Source organism: Conexibacter arvalis (assembly GCF_014199525.1).
GTDB lineage: Bacteria > Actinomycetota > Thermoleophilia > Solirubrobacterales > Solirubrobacteraceae > Conexibacter > Conexibacter arvalis.
Genome location: NZ_JACHNU010000002.1, coordinates 65,515 through 84,880 on the forward strand (window position 1 = coordinate 65,515; position 19,366 = coordinate 84,880).

A 19,366-nucleotide genomic window follows, 5' to 3' on the forward strand; every position below is an offset into this window, starting at 1 on the left:
GGACCGGCGGCTATCGCCAGTCCTGCCACGCCCGATACGCCAGCCAGAGCAGAGCTCCCTGAACCACTACCCAGAAGACCGTCCCGAGGTGCAGCAGCTCCGTCTTGGCCCCATCCGGAGGAAACAGTGCCTGCACAAGCAAGCCCGCCCACAGCAACGACAGAATCGCGAACAACCAGAAACGCCGTGTCGCTTTCATCCCGACTCATCCATGTGCGCGGTTCCACTCGTAGCCCGCTTGGCAGAGGTCCGGTCCATAGTCTCGCTTTCCGATCTTGAAGCTCAGGCCACAGCCAAACAGATCTCCGAGAGACGGCGCGTTGTCGTGGACCCACCTTGACACTGACGAATGGGGATTGAACGGATTGATCTTCGCATAGACCCACCGGTTGATCGCCCGGACGGTCGAGCCGACCACTCGGAAGACGCCAAACCCGCTGCTATCCGGCCGTTTCACTCTCCACGAGCATTTCGTTTTCTTACCGACTCTCGTGCACCACGGTCTGTAGTACGCAGGTCGGCCCCGCTTGCCGTCGAGGTCGTTCAAGTTGACCGGGTCTTGCAGCGCGTACTCGTAGTCGTTCGCTGACCCGCCTTCGACCGGGTCGACCTGCAGGAAACGCCCGACAGCGGGAAGGTAGACGCGGACGCCCATCTCCATCGGCGGCGCGGCGCCCTCGAACTGCTCGAACTCGCTGGTTCGTTGGTGTGCGCCGAGCCAGCCGTAGCCGGCAGTGCCCTTGGCCCAGTCGACCACGTTCGGCGTCGGTGAGACGACAGCGCCGAAGGGGTTGTAGCTCGTGCTCGCATCCGGCGAACCGGTAGCGGGAGCTGTCGCGACGATGCTGCCGTGGACATCGCGCAGCTGGAAGGCGAGCGTCGCACCGTCCTTGATGGCGACGAGCTGCCCGCTCGGGCCGCCGATGTTGCGGGCGGTGGTGCTGTCGCTGCGGGTCGTGGCCACTGGCGTATCTGAGTCGTCGGCGTAGCGATGTCTGGAAGTCAGCGCGAGAATCGAACCGCCGGTCGAGACGACCGAAGACGTCCGCCCGAGAGGATCCCGATCGTAGGTGTGGGAGCGCCCGTCGAGCGTCAGTTGCCGCACGAGGTCATCAGCGTAGTAGACGGCTCTCAGCGCACCTCTGCCACCGGAGTCGGGCGCGGGGACATCGGTTGCGCGCCCGTACGCGTCGTGTCTCCACCCCATGTTCGTAATGCGGTTCGCGTTGTCGTGCGTCCATGAGCGCGACGTGGTGGCGCCCGTGCCGCATGCTGCACTCGGGGTGCCGACGGTCTCGTCGCGGCTGGTGCGGTTGTACTCGACGTCGTAGGCATACTGTTCGCGCACGCAGCGCTGATCGACAGCTCGGATGTCGTCGACGCGTTCGAGGCGGCCCGCCGTGTCGTAGCGATAGGTCTGTCTAGACCCCGTGGTCTCGTGGCCGGTGATCTTGCCGTCGGCATCGCGGGCCGTGATATCGCTGCGGACCCAGACGCAGTCTCTGGTACAGCCGACCATCTTCTCCCAGCGCAGCGTGCTCGGATATCCGGCGACGTCATAGCCGAAGAAGCCTTCGATGCCGTTCGGCAAGCTCTCGCGGATCAGCTGACCGTCGGCATCGTACGCGGCCGTGATCGCTCCGCCGGCGTCTGGGTCGGTGACGCTCACGAGATTGTCGCGATCGTCATAGCCATACGTGGTCGTCCGCGAGTCGTCCTCGACCGTCGACCTGACCCGTCCGCGCAGATCGTAGGTCGATCTGGTGACCAACCCACTCGCGTCGGTGTACTGCTGCAGGCGTCCGTTGGAGTCGAAGACGCGCGCGATCGTGCCGCGGCCCGGCGCGCTCACACCGGTCTCGCGGCCGGTCGTCGAGCTGTAGGTCACCGTCGTCTCTGGCACCGCGGTGCCCTGCCCGCCGGCCACCGACGTTCTCGTCACCCGCCCGGCCGTGTCGTACGTTGTCGATGCGGTACGTGGCGCGAGACCAGGATCGAAGTAATCGGCAATTTCCGTCGGGAGACCGAGGACGTTGTAGGTGTACGTTCGCGGAAGCTTGCCCTTTGCGCCATCGATTATTGGGCTTCTGTACGTGTTGTCTGCTTCAAGGCAGAGAAAGCCGCTGGGCGCCCCTCTGCCGCATCCCCAGAGCGATTGGACGCCGGCCGGGACTCGTCTACTGCCGATGTTCGCGTAGCGGCGGTAGCGCACCTCTGGCCGCGCTCCGCCGTCGGCGCCGCGCGGTGTGCGAGTCTCCTCGACGATGGGGTAGTCGGGGTGCAGGAACTGCTGGGAGACGAGTCTTCTACCGCCGGGGTCGACCGTCGTCCGGGTCGCGGTGCGCGCTCTCCACCCGCTCATGCCGCCGACGCCATCGGTCGGCGCGTCGTAGCTGTAGCGGACCATCTCCCGCTGGTCTGCCCGGTACCCGGGACTTATCTCGACCGCGCGCCACTTGCTGGTCGGCAGGTGGTATGGGCCGCCGGCGGGAGCTCCCTGATCGTAGTGCGTGGTCGTGACACGGCGACCCGTCACGACTCTGCCGCTTGCCAGCTCGATCTCCGTCCGCGGCTCGTAGGTCGCGACGAGATCGACGCCATCCGGCGAATACAGGTTGACCGTCGACAAATCGTTGGCGACGTTGGCGCTCGCGGCACCGGCGGCAAGCGCGCGGACACGGTTCTCTGCGGTCAACAGCCGGATCACGTTCCCGTTGGCATCATGCTCGACGGTCGAGATGTGCCCGCCGGGCTCGGCAACGTTGACCTCGCGCCCGTCCAGATCGAGGTAGTGGATCGTCGCTCTTCCGTAGTCAGGCGTCGAGCCGGTCGGGACGTCATCGGCGGGGAAGATCGCGACGGCGTCCCACGGCAGATCGTCGACCTGTCCCCAGCGGGCGGTCTCGGCCGGGCTCATGTCGTACGGTGCGCCACTCCCGCTCAGCGGCACGCCGTACCGCACGGTGTTCACAGCGGTCCCACCATTCGGATGGTCGCGGCTCATGGACTCCAACCGTGGCCCGACATCTCCGGCGTGCTGCGTGTAGGCGAGTCGCCACTCCTCCTCGCCGGGCGGCCCGACCTGGTTCAGCAGCCCTCTCGTGTCATACGCGTACTCGGTGACGAGCGCAGGGCTGATGCGCGGATCCCAAGCTCTCGCAAGCCGCTTGTTCGCGTTGTAGGCGTACTGCGCGACCGTGGTCCCCGCCGAAGCACCCGAGCCGACGCTCACCGACGTCACGCGCCACGTTCCTGCGCCGATATCGCTCCAGCTGAGCTCCATCCAATGCGCAGTGCCGCCGGTCGGAGTCGGTGCCGTCACCCGCTTGAGCCGCTGCCGACCGCCGCTCGCCTCATACGTGTAGCTCAACGCAGAGGGGCTCCCCGGCTGCCGGTACGACTGGATTCGGTGGTTCGGCGAGTTCGCGATCTCCGACCGGAACCGGGCGACGCCGCCACCCGGCTCGGTGAGCACGAACTCGAAGATGCCCGCCGTCTCTGTTCTCGCGTACTCCAGTCTGTAGCCGGGGATGTCGTCGGCCGGCACCCAACCCGTCACCTGGCCGTTGGGATCGACGGTCTGCGTGAACGTCGTCTTGCGGCCGTCGCCGAGCTCGAGCACGGCGTACCGATACTCCCATCTCTTGATCTCGGAAATCGTCTCGACGCTGTAGTCGATCGACCCTCTCATCGCCAAGCAGGCGTTCGCGGCGTCTTCATCCTCGGCGAGAATCACGCATTCGAGGAAACCGTTCAGGAAGTTCTCCCAGTCGAAGTCGCCGAGTCTGAACTCCTGACGCTCGACGACCTCGTCCTCGATCTTGCTGAAGTTGTAGATGTTCTTGTACGGGAGCTCGCCGCCATCCGGATCGATGTTGGCCTCCCAACCAGGCCCGAACATGTCGTAGTTGCGTCTTGACACACCGCGAGAGCTGTAGGTGCGCGACAAGGTCAAGTCCTGCAAGAACGCCCGGTGCGTCGCATCCGTCTCGGTCAGCGAGAACTCGCCGCTGACGAGATCCAGCTCACCGGGTCCGAGATCCGTGCTCGCCGTTCTCGCAATGCCGTTCCGGTCAAGCCGGAAACCGACATCATCGGTCATGCCGCCCTGACCGAACCACGGGCTGTTGAGATACGCGCGCACATGCACGGGACCGTCGATGTCGCCGTCCGGCGTCGCCGACAGATCCCACACCACCATCTGCGAGCGGCGGTCACCGGTCGGCCCGCTCACCGGGATCACCGTGCTCGCCAGCGGCTCGCGCGCGGTACTGCGCAACGCGCTCAAAGGGATGTCCTGCCATCTTCTACCCGAACCCGCGACGTACTGGAACTGCACGTCAGTCACCGACGAATGCAAGGCCCGCGCCTGCAATCTCATGAACCGGCCCGTCAACTCACCCTCTCTAGGCGAGATCACCGCACTGCCAGCCGGTGCTGCCGGCCAGCTCCGAACCTCGAGCACAGGGCGCAGCTCCGGGTCGGGATGCTGCGCGGAGGCGAATCTGGTCCAGTCGCAGGTGTTGAGTATCTGCGTGCAGGTTCTGAACCGCACATGTTCGTTGTGAACGAACCGGAAACCCTCATTCGCGATCCCCTCAGTGCCACCGGTCAGTTCGTTCAGCTGCCACTGGCGCGCAAGCTCGGTCACATCGCTCTCCACCGGCCCTGCAGTGCCCGGAGCGATCGGCGCGCCTCTGACGCCTCTGTAGTTCACACCCATGTCGTATCTCGTCAGAGCCGGCAGCACGAGGACGTCATGGCTCCATGCTCTCGTTATCGACCCCGCCGGATCAACGAGCTGACTGTCGAGCCGGTGAAGCCGCAGCGTCGCGCTCTCGATCGTGTCCGTCGGCACAAGCGTCAATGAGGGCCCGAACGAGAGTCTCGGCATGCCGATCTGAACAAGCCCGCTGCTGTCGAGCGCCGCGGTCTGCCCGACGAACCGCTCCGGACCAACGTTGCACACCGGCGACGGGTCGTCCAAGGGCGACCAGAACCACTGGCAGTCGTCCACCGCATCCAACACGAGCACATTGGCGGTCGGATCGACCGCCACCGGCCACGCCCGCCCCATCTCCTTGAGCCACGCATCGTCGAGCACAACGGTCAGCTCCCACTCCCCCGGCGCGACCTGCCGCAGCTGGAAGCCGTTGTCCGCCGTCATCGCCCCGTTCGCGTCGATCAGCACCGGCCGCGGAATCGCGAACGCCGTGCGCTCGCCCCGCCGAAAGCGCAGCATGCCGCGGCGCTGATCGACGGTGAGTCCAGGAGCGGTGATCCGAAACGCCAAACGCCGATCCGCGTGCGGCCCCGCCAGGACGATGTCCTCCTTCAAACCCTCAGGGACCACCTGCAGCCTCAGGTCCACACCATCGGCCACCTCGCGATAGGTCGCTTCCGATCCGAAAACCTGCGCTTGCGTCGGTCTTCCGACGAAGAGCATGCCCAGTTCGTCGCCATCGCGGTTCGACAGCGTGATCCCGGCGCCCGCCATGCCAAGCACGGTCGGAAGTTCGACCGCCGCTCGACCGGCCCTGGCGCGCCACACACCATCACCCGGACGAAGATCGAGCGAGAACTCGTGCCAGCGACCGTTGCGATCCCTCCATTGCACCGGACCGGCCGCGACCTGCGTCACATGCTGACCGGAGGGCATCTGCCATGTCCGTGTCGTCGGCGTTCGTCTCCCGACGAACTCCCGGACCGCTCGCTCAGGTCGCTCAAACGGCGTCGCCGCCTCCACCGACGATGCCGCAAATCCGAGCAGCAAAGCCAACCCAACCGCAACAACGCGAACGGACACAGCCCCTCCCCGATCCCCGTCGCCCCGTGGCTGGCTCCCACGAGCGTCAACGCGCCGAGACCCTACGCACCACTCGCGAGCGCGTCAAGAAACAACTAAAGGGGCGATGCTCGCCGGCGCGTACTTCTCAGCCGGAAGCGTCTCGCTGCCCTGACAGCGACGAGCTGCCGCGTCGTTGACCGGCACGGGGCACGGCGCCATGACGACGACCACCGCGAGACGCGCGCTACTCCACCCCGGCGAGCTGGCCGGAGAGGTCGCGGCGCAGCTGCTCGCTGCCGCGGTCGAGGCCGGTGATCTCGACCGTCGCGCCGTGGCGGGCGTAGTGGCCCTCGACGGCGTCGAGCGCGGCGACCGCGGAGGAGTCCCACAGGTGGGCGCGCGAGAGGTCGATCACGATCCGCGCGGGATCGTCGGCGTACTGGAAGGCGTCGATCAGGTCCTGGTCGGAGGCGAAGAACAGCTCGCCGCTGACGGAGTAGATCGCGGTCGTCCCGTCGGGGTCGACCACCCGCTCGACCGCGACCAGCCGGGCGGCGCGGCGGGCGAAGAGGACCATCGACGCGAGCACGCCGAGCGCGACGCCGATCGCGAGGTTGTGGGTCGCGACGGTGCCGGCGACGGTCAGCAGCATCACGACCGTCTCGCCGCGCGGCAGCCGGCGCAGCGTCGCCGGCGCGACGCTGTGCCAGTCGAAGGTCGAGATCGAGACGAGGATCATCACCGCGACGAGCGCCCCCATCGGGATCGTCGCGACGACGTCGCCGAGGCCGACGACGAGGATCAGCAGGAAGAGGCCGGCGCAGAAGGTCGACAGCCGCGTGCGGGCGCCGCCGGCGCGGACGTTGATCATCGTCTGCCCGATCATCGCGCAGCCCGGCATGCCGCCGAAGAAGCCGGTGACGACGTTCGCGATCCCCTGCCCGCGCGCCTCCCTGTCCTTGTTCGAGCGCGTCTCGGTGATGTCGTCGACCAGCTTCGCGGTCATCAGCGACTCCAGCAGGCCGACGGCGGCGAGCGTCAGCGCGTACGGCGCGACGATCCGCAGCGTCTCCAGCTCGAACGGCACCGACGGCAGCCCGAGCACCGGCAGCGCGCTCGGCAGCTCGCCCTCGTCGCCGACGTCGTTGACGTCGAGCCCGAAGGCGACGACGACGACCGTCAGCACGACGATCGCGACCAGCGGCGCCGGGACCGCTCTCGTCGCGCGCGGGACGAGCAGGATGATCGCGAGGCCGGCGGCGACCAGCAGCCAGCCGGCGAGGCCGCCGTCGGTCAGGTGCGGCACCTGCGCGAGGAAGATCAGGATCGCGAGCGCGTTGACGAAGCCGGTCATCACCGACCGCGGCACGAACCGCATCAGCTTCGCGACGCCGAGCGCGCCGAGCACGACCTGGAAGATGCCTGCGAGGATGCCGGCCGCGAGCAGGTACTCGACCCCGTGCTGCTCGACGAGCGAGACGACGACGAGCGCCATCGCCCCGGTCGCCGCCGAGATCATCGCCGGCCGGCCGCCGGCGATCGCGATCGTCACCGCCATCGTGAACGACGCGTAGAGGCCGACCCTCGGGTCGACGCCGGCGATGATCGAGAACGAGATCGCCTCGGGGATCAGCGCCAGCGCGACGACGAGGCCGGACAGCAGCTCGGTCCGCAGCACGCCGCCGGCGGGCAGGCGCGGGCGTCTCAGGCGGGGACGTGCGGGCAGGGCGATGGCGGGCATGGGCGGCGCTCCGGGGGCTCGGTGGGTCTGCCGGAACCTCACGCCCGACGGCGAGCAACCCTACCCGAACGTGAGGGTAGGGATAACGGTCTGATCTGTGAGGTCGCGCACAGAGTGCGCGCGAGGGGACGGCACCTCCGGCCCGATACGCTGTCGCTCGCGATGCCCTCCCCCGCCGAGCACTCCGCCGCCGCGCCGGCCGACCGCTCCGAGCGGATGCTGCAGATCGGCGAGGTTGCCGAGCGTGTGGCCCTCTCGCTGCGCACCGTCCGCTTCTACGAGGAGGAGGGCCTCGTCATCCCCGCGGCCCGCTCCGAGGGCGGCTTCCGCCTCTACACCGAGGAGCAGATCGAGCGCCTGCTGCTGATCAAGCAGATGAAGCCGCTCGGCTTCACCGTCGAGCAGATGCGCGAGCTGCTCGCCGCCCACGACCTCCTCGGCGACGACGCCGCGCCGGCCGCCGAGCGCGCCGCCGCCCGCGCCGCGATCGCCGACTTCGCCGCTCTCGCCGCCGCCCGCTGCGACGACCTCCGCGCCAAGCTCGCCAACGGCGAGCGGTTCGCCGCGCAGCTGCGCGCGCTGGCGGGCGGCTGAGGCGACGTCGGGCGCGACGCGGCGGGACGGAGCGGAGCGCCGCTCCGCTCCGCCGCGGCGCCTCGCCGTGTCAGTGCAGCGGCTGCCCAGCGGTCGCGCCGACGAGCTGGGCTTCCAGCGAACGGACCTCCTCGAGCGTGTGCATCTCCTCGTCGATGTTCTGTCTCAGCAGCGCGGCCACGTCCTCGCGGCCCATCGCTCTGGCGTTGAGGATCAGGTTCTCGTAGACGCCGATCTCGTGGTGCTCGACCTCGACGGCGCCCTGCAGCAGGACCGAGTCGACGAGCGCGTCGTCGCTCTTTCTGACGTTCGCCTTCGCCTCCTTCTCGAGCCCCTCGATCGCCGGGCAGGGCGAGTCGTCGATCTCCCAGCCCATCAGTCTGAACGCCTGCTCGATGTTCGCGACATGTCTGCGGGTCTCGTCCTGATGATGGCGGAACAGCGCCTTGACGCGCTCGTCCTGGGCGTGCTCGATGTTGTCGTCGAGGATGTCGAGAACCTTGTTCTCCATCTTCAACGTCGCGCCGAGCTTGTAGTTGTAGGCCTCCTCGGGCGTGTTCAAGTGCTCGAACATCGCTCGCTCCTTCCATTGCGGGGGTGCCGGCTCCGCTACCCGCCGCCTGCCCACGGAAACGTGCGATGCCGCCGTCACGGAGGCGGCGCGGAGCCGAGCCCGTCGTAGGCGACGAGCGTCAGGAACTCCGGCAGCTCGTCGCCGAGCGCGACCAGCTCGAGCAAGTCGCGCGCACGGGAGTCGTCGACCCCGGTGCGCGCGATCTCCTCGTCGAGCAGCGCGGTCACCAGCTCGTGCGTGACGACGCGGCCGTCGTCGAGCCGCGTGCCGTGGCGGATCCACTGCCACAGCTGCGCGCGGCAGATCTCGGCGGTCGCGGCGTCCTCCATCAGGCCGTCGATCGCGACCGCGCCGCGGCCGCTCAGCCACGACGACAGGTAGAGGTAGGCGACGCGGCAGGCGCCGCGCACGCCGCGCTCGGTGACGGCGCCCGGCGTCGCCGGAAGGTCGAGCAGCGCGCCGGCGTCGGCGGTCACGTCGTCGCGGCGGCGGTCGATCTGGTTGGGCCGCTCGCCGAGCACGGCGTCGAACGCCTCCTGCGCGACCACGACGACCGCCGGGTGGGCGACCCATGTGCCGTCGAAGCCGTCGCCGGCCTCGCGCCGCTTGTCGGCGCGGACCGCCTCGACGGCGCGCGCGGTCGCCTCCTCGTCGCCGCGCGACGGCACCAGCGCCGCCATCCCGCCCATCGCGAAGGCGCCGCGGCGGTGGCAGGTCGCGACGAGCAGGTCGGTGTAGGCGCGCATGAACGGGACGGTCATCTTCACGTCGACGCGGTCGGGCAGGACCATCTCGGGCCGGTCGCGGAAGCTCTTGATCGCCGAGAAGATGTAGTCCCAGCGGCCGGCGTTGAGGCCGTAGGAGCGCTCCCGCAGCGCGAACAGGATCTCCTCCATCTGGAAGGCCGCCGGCAGCGTCTCGATCAGGACCGTCGGGCGCACGGCGCCGTGCGGGAGGTCGAGCGCCTGCTCGATCCAGCTCAGCACGTCGTGCCACAGCGCCGCCTCGTCGTGGTGCTCGAGCTTCGGCAGGTAGAGGTACGGCGCCGAGCCGCGCTCCAGCAGCGCCCGCGCGTTGCGCAGCAGGTGGAGGCCGACGTCGAACAGCGCGCCGGCGATCGGCTCCCCGCCGACGAGCAGGTTCCCCTCCGGCAGGTGCCAGCCGCGCGGCCGCACCAGCAGCGTCGCCGTCCGCTCGCCGAGCTCGTAGCGACGCCCGTCGGGCTCCTCGTGGACGAGCGTGCCGGCGATCGCCTCGGTCAGGTTGAGCTGGCCGTCGAGCAGCAGGTCCCAGCGCGGCGTCGTCGCGTCCTCGAAGTCGGCCATGAAGCCGCGCGCGCCGGAGTTGAGCGCGTTGACGACCAGCTTCCGGTCGGTCGGGCCGGTGATCTCCACCCGCCGGTCTGCGTAGTCGGGGCGCGGCGGCGGAACCTGCCAGTCGTCGTCCTCGCAGATCGCGCGCGTCTCCGCCAGGAAGCCGCTCGGCGCCGGGCGCCCGCGCCGCGCCGCCAGCAGCGCGTCGCGGCGGGCGCCGAAGCGGCCGTGCAGCTCGGCGAGGAACGCGAGCGCGTCGGCCGACAGCAGCTCGGCGTCGCGCTCGTCGCGCGGCGGGCGGACCGGTGAGGCGGTTGCCCTCGACATCTCGCCAACCACCATAATCCGGCGGGCCGCCGGACGCGAGCCGCCGGGTCCGCGCGCGGCGGACGCCCGATGCGGTGAGGGCGCGCCTGTGCGCGGCGCACGGCCGCGGTCGCCGCGGCGGTGTCGTCCGCACAGCGCCGGCGCCCCGCCGCCGGAGAGGCTGCACGCCATGGGAGAGAACGTGACGGACCGGCGGCCGGCGCTCGACGTCGACTGGGTCGTGATCGGATCGGGCTTCGGCGGCAGCGTCAGCGCGATGCGGCTGGCGGAGAAGGGCTGGTCGGTGCTCGTGCTGGAGCGCGGCGAGCAGTTCCGCGACGCGAGCGAGATGCCGTCCAGCTCGTGGGACCTGCGCCGCTACCTGTACGCGCCCCGACTCGGGCTGCGCGGGCTGTTCCGGCTGTCGTTCTTCAAGGACGCGCTGGTGATGAGCGGCGCCGGCGTCGGCGGTGGCAGCCTCGTCTACGCGATGACGCTCTACGTCCCGCCGAGAGCGTTCTTCCACGACGCGCAGTGGGAGTCCCTCGGCGACTGGGAGGCCGAGCTGGCGCCGCACTTCGAGACCGCGCAGCGGATGCTCGGCGTCACCGACGTGACCGGCGACGACCCGGCCGACCAGCTGCTGAAGCGCTACGGCGAGGAGATCGGCGTCGGCCACACCTACCGCAAGGCGCGCGTCGGGGCCTACCTCGAGAACCCCGGCAGAGAGGTCGCCGACCCCTACTTCGGCGGCGACGGGCCGCACCGCATGGGCTGCCAGCACGAGGGGCGCTGCATGCTCGGCTGCCGCCACGGCTCGAAGAACTCGACCGACAAGAACTACCTCCACTTCGCGCAGCGCTGGGGCGCGCGGATCGAGGCCGGCCGCGAGGCGATCGGCCTGCGGCCGCTCGGTGCCGCGGACGGGAGCGACGGCTGGCTCGTCACCCACCGCCGCACCGGCCGCTCCGACCGCACCGCCCGCACGATCCGCGCCGGCGGCGTCGTGCTCGCCGGCGGCGCGCTGGGCACCAACGAGCTGCTCGCGCGCGCCCGCTTCGACGGCTCGCTGCCGCGGCTGTCGCGGCGGCTCGGCAAGCTGATCCGCACCAACAGCGAGGCCGTGCTGGTCGTGACGGTGCCGGAGGGCCGCGCGGAGGCGATCTCCAGGCGGGTCGCGATCACCTCGTCGATCTACCCCGACCCGCACACCCACGTCGAGACGGTCACCTACGGGGCCGGCGGCGGCGCGATCCGCGGCCTCTTCACCGTCCTCACCGGCGGCGGCAACCGGCTCACGCGGCCGCTCAAATGGCTGCGCCAGGTGGTCCGCCATCCCGGCTGGGTCGCCGAGCTGGTCTTCAAGCCGAGATGGGGCCAGCGCTCGATCGTCGTGCTCGTGATGCAGACGCTCGACAGCTCGATGGAGCTGACCTTCCGCCGCCGGCGGGGCGGCGGCGTGCGGATGCAGACCCGGCAGGACCCGGAGAGACCGAACCCGACCTTCATCCCGGTCGCCAACGCCTTCGCCGAGTGGCTGGCGCGCGAGACCGGCGGCGCGCCGGGCTCGTCGGTGCCGGAGGCGCTGTTCGGAATCCCGACGACCGCCCACATCCTTGGCGGCGCGGCGATCGGCGCGACGCCGGAGGAGGGCGTCGTCGACCGCGACCACCGCGTCTTCGGCTACGAGAACCTGCTCGTCTGCGACGGCGCGGCGGTGCCGGCCAACGTCGGCGTCAACCCGTCGCTGACGATCGCGGCGATGGCCGAGCGGGCGATGAGCACGGTCCCGGCCGCCCCGGGCGCGTCCGACGTCGTCCCGCTCGGCTCGCTCCCGATCCCCGGCCGCACCGCCGGCGGCGAGCCCGAGCCGGTCCCTCAGGAGGTGCCGTCGGCCGCCTGACGGGTCCGTGCGGCGCCGTCGCGCGTCGCGTCGAGCAGCGCGAGCGCCATCAGCAGCTCGGCGCCGCGCCCGGCGAGCGGGCCGCCGAGCAGCTCGGAGGCCCGCCGCAGCCGGTTGGCGACCGTGTTGTGGTGGATCCCGAGGTCGGCCGCGGCGGCGCGCAGGTTCGACTCGTGCAGCAGGTAGGAGCGGACCGTCTCTGCAAGCACGCGCGAGGCGGGGTCGCCGCCGGCGAGCGGGCCGAGCTGCCAGGCGACGAAGCGGCGGGCGTGCTCGGGATCGGCGCTCGCGAGCGCCTGCAGCGCGACCTGCTCGTAGCGGACGACCGCGCCCGGAGGCCGGCGCTCCAGCAGCGCGACGCGGCGGGCGTGCATCGCCTCGCGGTGGGCCCAGCGGAAGCCGTCGAGCCCGGCGTGCGCGCGCCCGACCGCGATCGAGACGCCGTCGGCGGCGACCGCGGCGAGCGGATCGCCGGTCGCGCCGCCGCGCGGCCCGCGCCCGCCACCCGATCCGCGCCCGCCGCCCGCTCCGGCGCCGCTCCCCTCCTCCGCCTCGATCGCCCACACCGCGACCGTCTCGCGGTCGACCGCGAAGCTGACCGACCGCCGCGCGCCGAGCGCGGCCGCGACGTCGGCGGCGAGCCGGCCGTGATCGGGCTGCTGCTCCCCGCCGGCCTCGCACCACCCGACGACGCAGCGGTGGGTCCGTGCGAGCGGGTAGCCGAGCCGGCTCTCGGCCAGCCGCAGGTCGACCGGGGCGCCGTCGAGCAGGTCGCGGATCGTGTCGGCCCGCACCGCCTCGCCGCTGCGCGCCCAGGCGCGGCGCTCCTGCTCGTGCAGCTCGACGACCCGCTCGGAGAGGACGTCGACCCACGCGAGCATGTAGCGGATCGAGCGGTCGAGCTCGTCGGCCAGCTCGTGCGGGTCGGCGCGGTCGCGCAGCAGCTCGGTCCACGCCTCCCAGAAGCCGCCCAGCGCCAGCCGGTAGGAGGCGGCGACCGTCTCGGCGCCGATGCCGCGGCGCGCGAGCAGGCGGACCCACTCCTCCGCCATCGTCCGCGGCGCGGCGCGCTCGGGCGCGATGCCGGCGGCGACCATCGACGTGAACAGCCAGATGTTGTCCGCGACGCTGTGGCGGGTCGCATCCGCGATCTCCTCGTCGGCGCCGAGCGGCAGCGTCGCGAGGATCCGGTCGGTCACGGCGTTCGCGAGCAGGCCGACGCGGTCGCCGTCGTCGGCGAGCTCTGCCGCGAGCTCCCTCCACGCCCCGGGGGTCACGGCGTGCGATGGTACCCCGCCGCGACGGGCCGGATGTGCGCTTCGCACACGGCCGCGCCGTGCCGGGCGGTGACGATCGGAGACCATGTCGACCACCGTCTCCGCAGCGCCGCGGCCCGCGCCGGAGCCGACCGGCCCCTCCCGCCGGATCGGGCTCCCGCCCGCCGCGTTCGACCAGGCGAGCGGGCTCATCCGCCGCCGAACCCTCGACGGGGGCGGCGCGATCCGCGTCCGGACCTGCGAGGCGGCGTCGTGAGGGTCGCGATCGTCGGCGCGGGCTTCAGCGGCATCGAGTGCGCCCACCGACTGCGGCTGGCCGGCCACGAGTACACGATCTTCGAGCGCTCCGACGACCTCGGCGGCGTCTGGAACGACAACACCTATCCGGGCGCCGCCTGCGACGTCCCCTCCTACCTCTACTCGTTCTCGTGGGCGCAGCGGCGCGACTGGTCGCGTCCGTGCTCACCGCAGGCGGAGATCCAGCGTTACCTGCGCGAGGTCGCCGAGCGCGACGGGATCCTGGCGCGGATCCGCTTCGGCTGCGAGATCGCCGAGGCGCACTGGGACGAGCGGGCGCTGTCGTGGACGCTCACGACTGCCGCCGGCGAGCGGCACGTCGCCGACGCGCTCGTGCTCGCCTGCGGCCAGCTCAACCGCCCCGCCTATCCCGACATCCCCGGCGCCGACGCGTTCGCCGGGCCGGCCTTCCACTCGGCCCGCTGGGACCACGACGTCGACCTGCGCGGCAGACGGGTCGCGGTGATCGGCACCGGCGCGAGCGCGATCCAGTTCGTGCCGGTGCTGGCGCAGCAGGCGGCGCGCGTCGACCTCTACCAGCGCACCGCGCCGTACCTGCTGCCGCGCCGCAACCCGGCCTACCCGGCCGCGGTGCGAACGGCGATCCGACGCGTCCCGGGGCTGCAGCGGTTGCGCCGCTACGGGATGTGGGGCGTGATGGAGACGTTCATCCTTGGCTACACGAAGCTGCCGCCGCTGAAGGCGGCCTTCCGCCTCTGGTCGGCCGGCTTCATGCGCCTGCAGCTGCGCGACCGCGAGGTGCGCCGCAAGGTCTGGCCCAGACACGAGTTCGGCTGCAAGCGGATCCTCTTCAGCTCGACCTACCTGCCGGCGCTGCAGCGGCCGAACGTCGAGGTCGTGACCGAGCGGGTCGAGCGGATCGACGCCGACGGGGTGCGCACCGCCGACGGCGTCCACCGGCCGGTCGACGCGATCGTCTGGGGCACCGGCTTCCACGCCGACGAGCCGGTCGTGCCGCTGCGCGTCCACGGCGCCGGCGGCGGCGAGCTGCAGGCGGCGTGGCGCGACGGCGCCCGCGCCCACCTGGGGATCACCGTCGCCGGCTTCCCCAACCTGTTCCTGATGTACGGGCCGAACACCAACCTCGGCGTCGGCTCGATCGTCGCGATGATCGAGGCGCAAGCCGGCTACGTCGTCAGCGCGCTCGCGCTGCTGGCGCGCGCCGGCGGCGGCGCGCTGTCGGTGCGGCCGGAGGTCGAGCGCGCCTCGACCGAGGCCGTCCAGACGCGCCTCGACGGCTCGGTCTGGACCCGGTGCCAGAGCTGGTACCGCAAGGACGGCGACGGCCGCGTCGTCGGCAACTGGCCGGGCTTCATGCTCGAGTACGTCCGCGCGGTCGCGCATGCCGACGCCGCCGACTTCCAGCTGGTCGGGGCGCCGTCCGCGGAGGAGGCGACGCCGCCGTCCGCCCCGGCGCCGGCGGGGTGACGCGGCTCGCCGGCGAGCTCACCGCCACCTCCGGGGTCGCGGCGCCCGCGGCGGGCGCCTGCCTCTTTCGGCCGCCTGCTCCCGTTCGACGTGGCGTCGGCGGCGTGCGGAGCCGCGAGCAAGCGCCTCGACGCGGCGCAGCGCTTGCCGGTTCGGCAAGCGCCCTTGGCAGATCGCCCCGCCGCTGCCACGTTGGTCACATGGACACGACATGGGACTGCATCGTCGTCGGCGGCGGGGCCGCCGGCCTCAGCGCCGCGCTCGCGCTCGGGCGGGCGCGGCGGCGGACGCTCGTCGTCGACGCGGGCGCTCAGAGCAACCTGCCGGCGCACGGGATCGGCGGCCTGCTCGGCCACGACGGCCGCCCGCCGGCCGAGCTGTACGCGCTCGGCCGCCGCGAGCTGGCGGCGTACCCCTCCGTCGAGGTCCGCGACGGCGAGGTCGTCGCCGGTGAACGCCGTGACGGCGGCGGCTTCCAGCTGGAGCTGGCCGACGGCCGCCGCGAGACGGCACGGCGGGTGCTGCTCGCGACCGGGATGGACTACCGCCCGCCGGAGCTGCCCGGGATCGCCGAGCGCTGGGGCCGCTCGGTCTTCCACTGCCCCTTCTGCCACGGCTGGGAGGTGCGCGAGCGACCGCTCGCCGTGCTCGACCGCGGCGAGGACGGCGCCCGCCGCGCCGTGCTGCTGCGCAGCTGGAGCGACGAGGTCACGCTGCTCGCCGACGGCCCGGCCGGGCTCTCCGACGACGACGCGCGCCGGCTCGACGCGCTCGGCGTGACGGTCGACGAGCGCCCCGTCGCCGGGCTGCGCGGCACCGGCGACGCGCTGGAGGCCGTCGAGTTCGCCGACGGGGGCGAGCTGCGCTGCGAGGGCCTGCTCGTCCCCGTGACGCTCCACCAGCGCTCGCCGCTCGCCGAGCAGCTCGGCGCCGTCTCCGCCTCCGCCGGCCTCGCCGCCGACGCGGTCGTCGTCGACCCGTTCAACCAGACCGACGTCCCCGGCCTCGCCGCCGCCGGCGACCTCACCGGTGCGATGCCCTCCGTCGCCAACGCCGTCGCCGCCGGCGCCCAAGCCGCCGCCTTCGTCGTCCACGGCCTGATGGACGAACAGGCCGCCGGCGAGCCGGTCGGGGTCTCCGACGACCGGGCCCGGCGCTAGCCGACCGTGATGTCGATGTCGCGGTCGGGTGCGGCGATGGCAGCCCTGGCAGCGGCGTGCAGCGCATCGCCGTCGAGGCCGAACTCGCGTGCAGCCGTGCCAAGCCCGTCGAGCCCGACGACATCGCACGCTATGACCTCCACGAATACGGCTCTGCCGTCGCGGACGCCGACGATCACGTTGGGCGCGACCTCAGTGACTCGCCGATGGGAGGCATCGGCTTCGAGGCTGATCGCGAGCGATCTCGCCTCGCTGTCGTAGTGGGCGAGCATGCTTGGTGCGCGATCCTACCGGCCGGAAACGCCGACAACCGGCGTTCGCTGCGCCGAGCGTCGGACGGTGCGACGGCGTCGCGATCGCCGCCGCATCGAGGTGATCGACCATCGAGCGGCCCGTTCGCAGCTCAGGATCCAGACGGTCATGCGACGCGCTCCAGCTCGACCGACGTGGGGCTGCGATCGCCCAGCCCGATCGCCTCCAGCGCCCTGGTCGTCACGTCGACCATCGCACGCACAGCCGCAGCCTCGCCGTTCGCCTCGGTCGCGAGCACCACTCGCACCCCGGCACGATCGTCAGCCGGCCCGTCGAGTATCGGCCCCGTGTCGGTATGCGTGTCCAGCCACGACAACAGCCGCATCCACGCCTCGTCCCGCCCATCCGGGAACGACGGCACCCCGACCCACCCACGGAACTCGCTCATCCGCCGACCCTAGCCGACGATCGCCGGCAGCAGCGAGGCATGTGCCCACTTCGTTCACTCCGAGAGATCGACCGCAGGTCCAGCCGCCGCCTCACCCCCTCGCCGGCCGGCCGTCCGCCGGCTCGGCGCCGTCGCCGCCGTCGGCGGCGTGGAGCATGTGGAGCCGCAGGGCGAGGTGGAGCTCGAGGACGCGCGAGGGGTCGTTCCAGCCGGGCAGCAGCGAGGTCACCTTGTCGAGCCGCTGGCGGAGCGTGTTCGGGTGGATGTGGAGCGCGGCGGAGGCGGCGGTCGTGCTGTGGCCGCAGTCGAAGTAGGTCAGCAGCGTGCGCACCAGCTCGGTGCCGCGCCGCTCGTCCCAGCGCGCGAGCGGGGCCAGCTCACGCTCGACGTAGCCGCCGACCTGGGCGCGGCCCTGGCCGCTCAGCAGCAGCGCGTACGGCGCGAGCGCCGTCTCGCTCGCGCAGTCGCCCTCGCGGCCGAGGCTGACGAGCAGCCGCAGGCAGCGGCTGGCGCGGCGGTGGGCGCCGGGCAGCTGGGCCGGCTCGCCGGCGAGCGCGATCGCGGCCGTCACCGGCGCCCGCGCGGCCGCGGCGAGGTCGGCGTGGACGCGCGCGGCGCTCGTCTCGGCGTCGTCGGCGGCGACGATCGCCGCCAGCTCGCCGTTGAACGCCCCGACCAGGCCGCGGCCGCCGAGCGCGGCGCGCGCGACCTGCGCGAAGCGCGGCTCGCGCGCCTGCTCCAGCCGCAGCGCGACCACCGCCAGCGGCTGGTCGAGCGGAAGCCCGTGACGGCGCGCCTCGCGGCCGAGCGCCTCGGGATCGGCGTGGGGCTGCGTCAGCAGACCGTTGACGAGGTCGCCCATCGCGCGCTGCTCGGCGGCGACGACCCGCTCGCGCGACAGCAGCACGAGCGCGACCATCACCGCGGCGCGCTCCAGCATGCGGACCTGCGGCGGCGACAGCGGCCCGTCGCGTAGCAGCACCAGCCCGCCCTCGCCGCCGCTCGGCGCCGCCGTCGAGGCCGCCCACGCGCCCTCGGCCTCCAGCCGCAGCGAGCGCCCCAGCTCGGCCGAGCGCCGCAGCCCGTCCCGCAGCGCGTCGCTCAGCTCGCCGCCCGCGCCGACGCCGCTGCTAGAGCCGATGCCGTCGCCGCCGCTGGAGCCGACACCGCCGCCACCGCCGCCGCCGGCGCCACCGCCGCCGCTGGAGCCGACACCACCGCCGCCGCTGGAGCCGGCGCCGTCGTCGCCGCCCGAGCGCGCGAGCGGCTCGCCGGCGTCGCCGACGACGATCACCTCGCCGCCGAGCTCGCGCGCGACGACGTCGGCCAAGTCGGCCAGCTCGCCGCCGGCGGCGAGCAGCGCGGTCAGCTGCTCGTGGACGTCGGCGGCCGACTGGATCTCCAGCGTGCGCGCCTGCAGCGCCGCGTTCGCGCGCCGCTCGCGCAGCAGCGCGTCGCGGCTCTCCTGGAAGAGGCGGGCGTTCTCGATCGCGGCGGCTGCGAGCGCGCCGAGCGAGTCGAGCAGCGCGATCTGCTCGGGCGCGTAGGCGCGCGGGTAGCGGTCGGCGACGAACAGCACGCCGATCACCGCGTCGTCGGCCATCAGCGGCACGCCGAGCAGCGACTCGATCCCCTCGGCGAGCACGCCGTGGTCGATCCGGCCGCTGTGCCGGAAGCGGTCGTCGTCGGCGTAGTCGCTGGAGAAGCGGGGCCGCTTGTCGGCGGCGACGAGGCCGCAGATGCCGACGCCGGCCGGCACGCGGATGCGGCGGAAGTCGTCGGAGAAGGAGCCGTCGGTCGCGCGCACGTAGAAGTCGTCGCGCTCGCGGTCGTGGATCGACAGGTAGCCGACGTCGCTCGACAGCAGTTGCCGGGCACGGCGGACGATCGCGCCCAGCACCCGGTCGACGTCGCGCAGCGCGGTCAGGTCGTGCGCCGTCTCGTACAGCGCCAGCAGCTCCCGCTCGCGGGTCCGATGGCGCTCGAGCTGGCCGAGCACCTGCAGCGCCAGGTCGACGTCGGCCCGCTCCCCCGCGCCGGCGCCGTCGGCGAGCGCCCGCAGCCGCTCTGCCGGCTCGCCTCGGGCGAGCAGCTCGAGCGCTGCTCTCGGCACGGCGTTGGTGGCGCGGTCGCGTCTCTGCATCACGGGAACCTGTGACGGACCGCGCTCCTCGACGCGGCACCGACAGCGGAGGATTCACCATAGTGCATCGCCAACAGTGGACATCGACACATTGCGACCGGGTGTCGGGCGGCCGTAGCGT

General features: G+C 72.1%; 13 protein-coding genes. 5 read left to right on the forward strand and 8 right to left on the reverse strand.

Going from position 1 to position 19,366, the window contains the following annotated elements; translation table 11 throughout:
• Positions 1-205: 205 nt before the first annotated feature.
• Together BDZ31_RS08880 and BDZ31_RS08885 are read right to left on the reverse strand one after the other, a co-directional pair.
• Positions 206-5,659, reverse strand: coding sequence for an RHS repeat protein (locus BDZ31_RS08880; protein ID WP_183341224.1), 5,454 nt, complete (start codon positions 5,657-5,659; stop codon positions 206-208).
• 373 nt (positions 5,660-6,032) lie between these two features.
• Positions 6,033-7,529: a SulP family inorganic anion transporter gene (locus BDZ31_RS08885; protein ID WP_183341226.1), complete on the reverse strand. Its 1,497-nt coding sequence runs from the start codon at positions 7,527-7,529 to the stop codon at positions 6,033-6,035.
• Positions 7,530-7,691: 162 nt separating this feature from the next.
• Here BDZ31_RS08885 and BDZ31_RS08890 point away from each other — a divergent pair, with 162 nt between their 5' ends.
• Positions 7,692-8,123 (forward strand): MerR family transcriptional regulator, encoded by a 432-nt coding sequence (locus BDZ31_RS08890; protein ID WP_183341228.1) that lies wholly within the window; start codon positions 7,692-7,694, stop codon positions 8,121-8,123.
• 70 nt (positions 8,124-8,193) lie between these two features.
• On the opposite strand, the gene BDZ31_RS08895 is transcribed toward BDZ31_RS08890, so the two are convergent.
• Positions 8,194-8,697, reverse strand: a complete 504-nt coding sequence (locus BDZ31_RS08895) for a YciE/YciF ferroxidase family protein (RefSeq protein ID WP_183341230.1) — start codon at positions 8,695-8,697, stop codon at positions 8,194-8,196.
• Positions 8,698-8,771: 74 nt separating this feature from the next.
• The gene (gene aceB / locus BDZ31_RS08900) at positions 8,772-10,337 is read right to left on the reverse strand and encodes a malate synthase A (RefSeq protein ID WP_183341231.1); all 1,566 of its coding nucleotides are present in this window, start codon (positions 10,335-10,337) and stop codon (positions 8,772-8,774) included.
• Between the two features lie 169 nt (positions 10,338-10,506).
• Between aceB and BDZ31_RS08905 the strand changes: the two genes are divergently transcribed.
• Entirely contained in the window at positions 10,507-12,219 is a 1,713-nt protein-coding gene (locus BDZ31_RS08905) for an FAD-dependent oxidoreductase (protein WP_183341234.1), read from the forward strand.
• On the opposite strand, the gene BDZ31_RS08910 is transcribed toward BDZ31_RS08905, so the two are convergent.
• Positions 12,195-13,496, reverse strand: a complete 1,302-nt coding sequence (locus BDZ31_RS08910) for an RsbRD N-terminal domain-containing protein (protein ID WP_183341236.1) — start codon at positions 13,494-13,496, stop codon at positions 12,195-12,197. The two genes, BDZ31_RS08905 and BDZ31_RS08910, sit on opposite strands and share 25 nt — an antisense overlap.
• An 85-nt stretch (positions 13,497-13,581) precedes the next feature.
• On the opposite strand from BDZ31_RS08910, the gene BDZ31_RS24520 reads away from it, so the two are divergent.
• From BDZ31_RS24520 to BDZ31_RS08920, 3 genes are all read left to right on the forward strand, one after another.
• Positions 13,582-13,752, forward strand: a complete 171-nt coding sequence (locus tag BDZ31_RS24520; protein ID WP_221242957.1) for a hypothetical protein — start codon at positions 13,582-13,584, stop codon at positions 13,750-13,752.
• The gene (locus BDZ31_RS08915) at positions 13,749-15,242 is read left to right on the forward strand and encodes an FAD-dependent oxidoreductase (RefSeq protein WP_221242958.1); all 1,494 of its coding nucleotides are present in this window, start codon (positions 13,749-13,751) and stop codon (positions 15,240-15,242) included. The genes BDZ31_RS24520 and BDZ31_RS08915 overlap by 4 nt, the downstream gene beginning before the upstream one ends.
• Positions 15,243-15,442: 200 nt before the next feature.
• Positions 15,443-16,402, forward strand: coding sequence for an NAD(P)/FAD-dependent oxidoreductase (locus BDZ31_RS08920; protein WP_183341240.1), 960 nt, complete (start codon positions 15,443-15,445; stop codon positions 16,400-16,402).
• Here the strand turns inward: BDZ31_RS08920 and BDZ31_RS08925 are convergent.
• The 3 genes from BDZ31_RS08925 to BDZ31_RS08935 all read right to left on the reverse strand — a co-directional run bounded on the left by BDZ31_RS08925 (position 16,399) and on the right by BDZ31_RS08935 (position 19,245).
• Positions 16,399-16,674: a hypothetical protein gene (locus tag BDZ31_RS08925; RefSeq protein ID WP_183341242.1), complete on the reverse strand. Its 276-nt coding sequence runs from the start codon at positions 16,672-16,674 to the stop codon at positions 16,399-16,401. The two genes, BDZ31_RS08920 and BDZ31_RS08925, sit on opposite strands and share 4 nt — an antisense overlap.
• Positions 16,675-16,820: 146 nt before the next feature.
• On the reverse strand, positions 16,821-17,102 hold the full coding sequence (locus BDZ31_RS08930; protein WP_183341244.1) for a hypothetical protein: 282 nt from the start codon (positions 17,100-17,102) through the stop codon (positions 16,821-16,823).
• A 91-nt stretch (positions 17,103-17,193) separates the two neighbouring features.
• On the reverse strand, positions 17,194-19,245 hold the full coding sequence (locus BDZ31_RS08935) for a helix-turn-helix domain-containing protein (RefSeq protein WP_183341246.1): 2,052 nt from the start codon (positions 19,243-19,245) through the stop codon (positions 17,194-17,196).
• Positions 19,246-19,366 lie beyond the last annotated feature (121 nt).

What these genes read in the sequence shown, in the direction of transcription:
- BDZ31_RS08885 (WP_183341226.1), bottom strand. Translation starts at nt 7,529, where the DNA reads ATGCCCGCCATCGCCCTGCCCGCACGTCCCCGCCTGAGACGCCCGCGC.
- BDZ31_RS08895 (WP_183341230.1), bottom strand. Translation starts at nt 8,697, where the DNA reads ATGTTCGAGCACTTGAACACGCCCGAGGAGGCCTACAACTACAAGCTC.
- BDZ31_RS08905 (WP_183341234.1), top strand. Translation starts at nt 10,507, where the DNA reads ATGGGAGAGAACGTGACGGACCGGCGGCCGGCGCTCGACGTCGACTGG.
- BDZ31_RS08880 (WP_183341224.1), bottom strand. Translation starts at nt 5,659, where the DNA reads ATGCCCTCCGGTCAGCATGTGACGCAGGTCGCGGCCGGTCCGGTGCAA.
- BDZ31_RS08890 (WP_183341228.1), top strand. Translation starts at nt 7,692, where the DNA reads ATGCCCTCCCCCGCCGAGCACTCCGCCGCCGCGCCGGCCGACCGCTCC.
- BDZ31_RS08920 (WP_183341240.1), top strand. Translation starts at nt 15,443, where the DNA reads ATGGACACGACATGGGACTGCATCGTCGTCGGCGGCGGGGCCGCCGGC.
- BDZ31_RS08935 (WP_183341246.1), bottom strand. Translation starts at nt 19,245, where the DNA reads ATGCAGAGACGCGACCGCGCCACCAACGCCGTGCCGAGAGCAGCGCTC.
- BDZ31_RS08925 (WP_183341242.1), bottom strand. Translation starts at nt 16,674, where the DNA reads ATGCTCGCCCACTACGACAGCGAGGCGAGATCGCTCGCGATCAGCCTC.
- BDZ31_RS08930 (WP_183341244.1), bottom strand. Translation starts at nt 17,102, where the DNA reads ATGAGCGAGTTCCGTGGGTGGGTCGGGGTGCCGTCGTTCCCGGATGGG.
- aceB (WP_183341231.1), bottom strand. Translation starts at nt 10,337, where the DNA reads ATGTCGAGGGCAACCGCCTCACCGGTCCGCCCGCCGCGCGACGAGCGC.
- BDZ31_RS24520 (WP_221242957.1), top strand. Translation starts at nt 13,582, where the DNA reads ATGTCGACCACCGTCTCCGCAGCGCCGCGGCCCGCGCCGGAGCCGACC.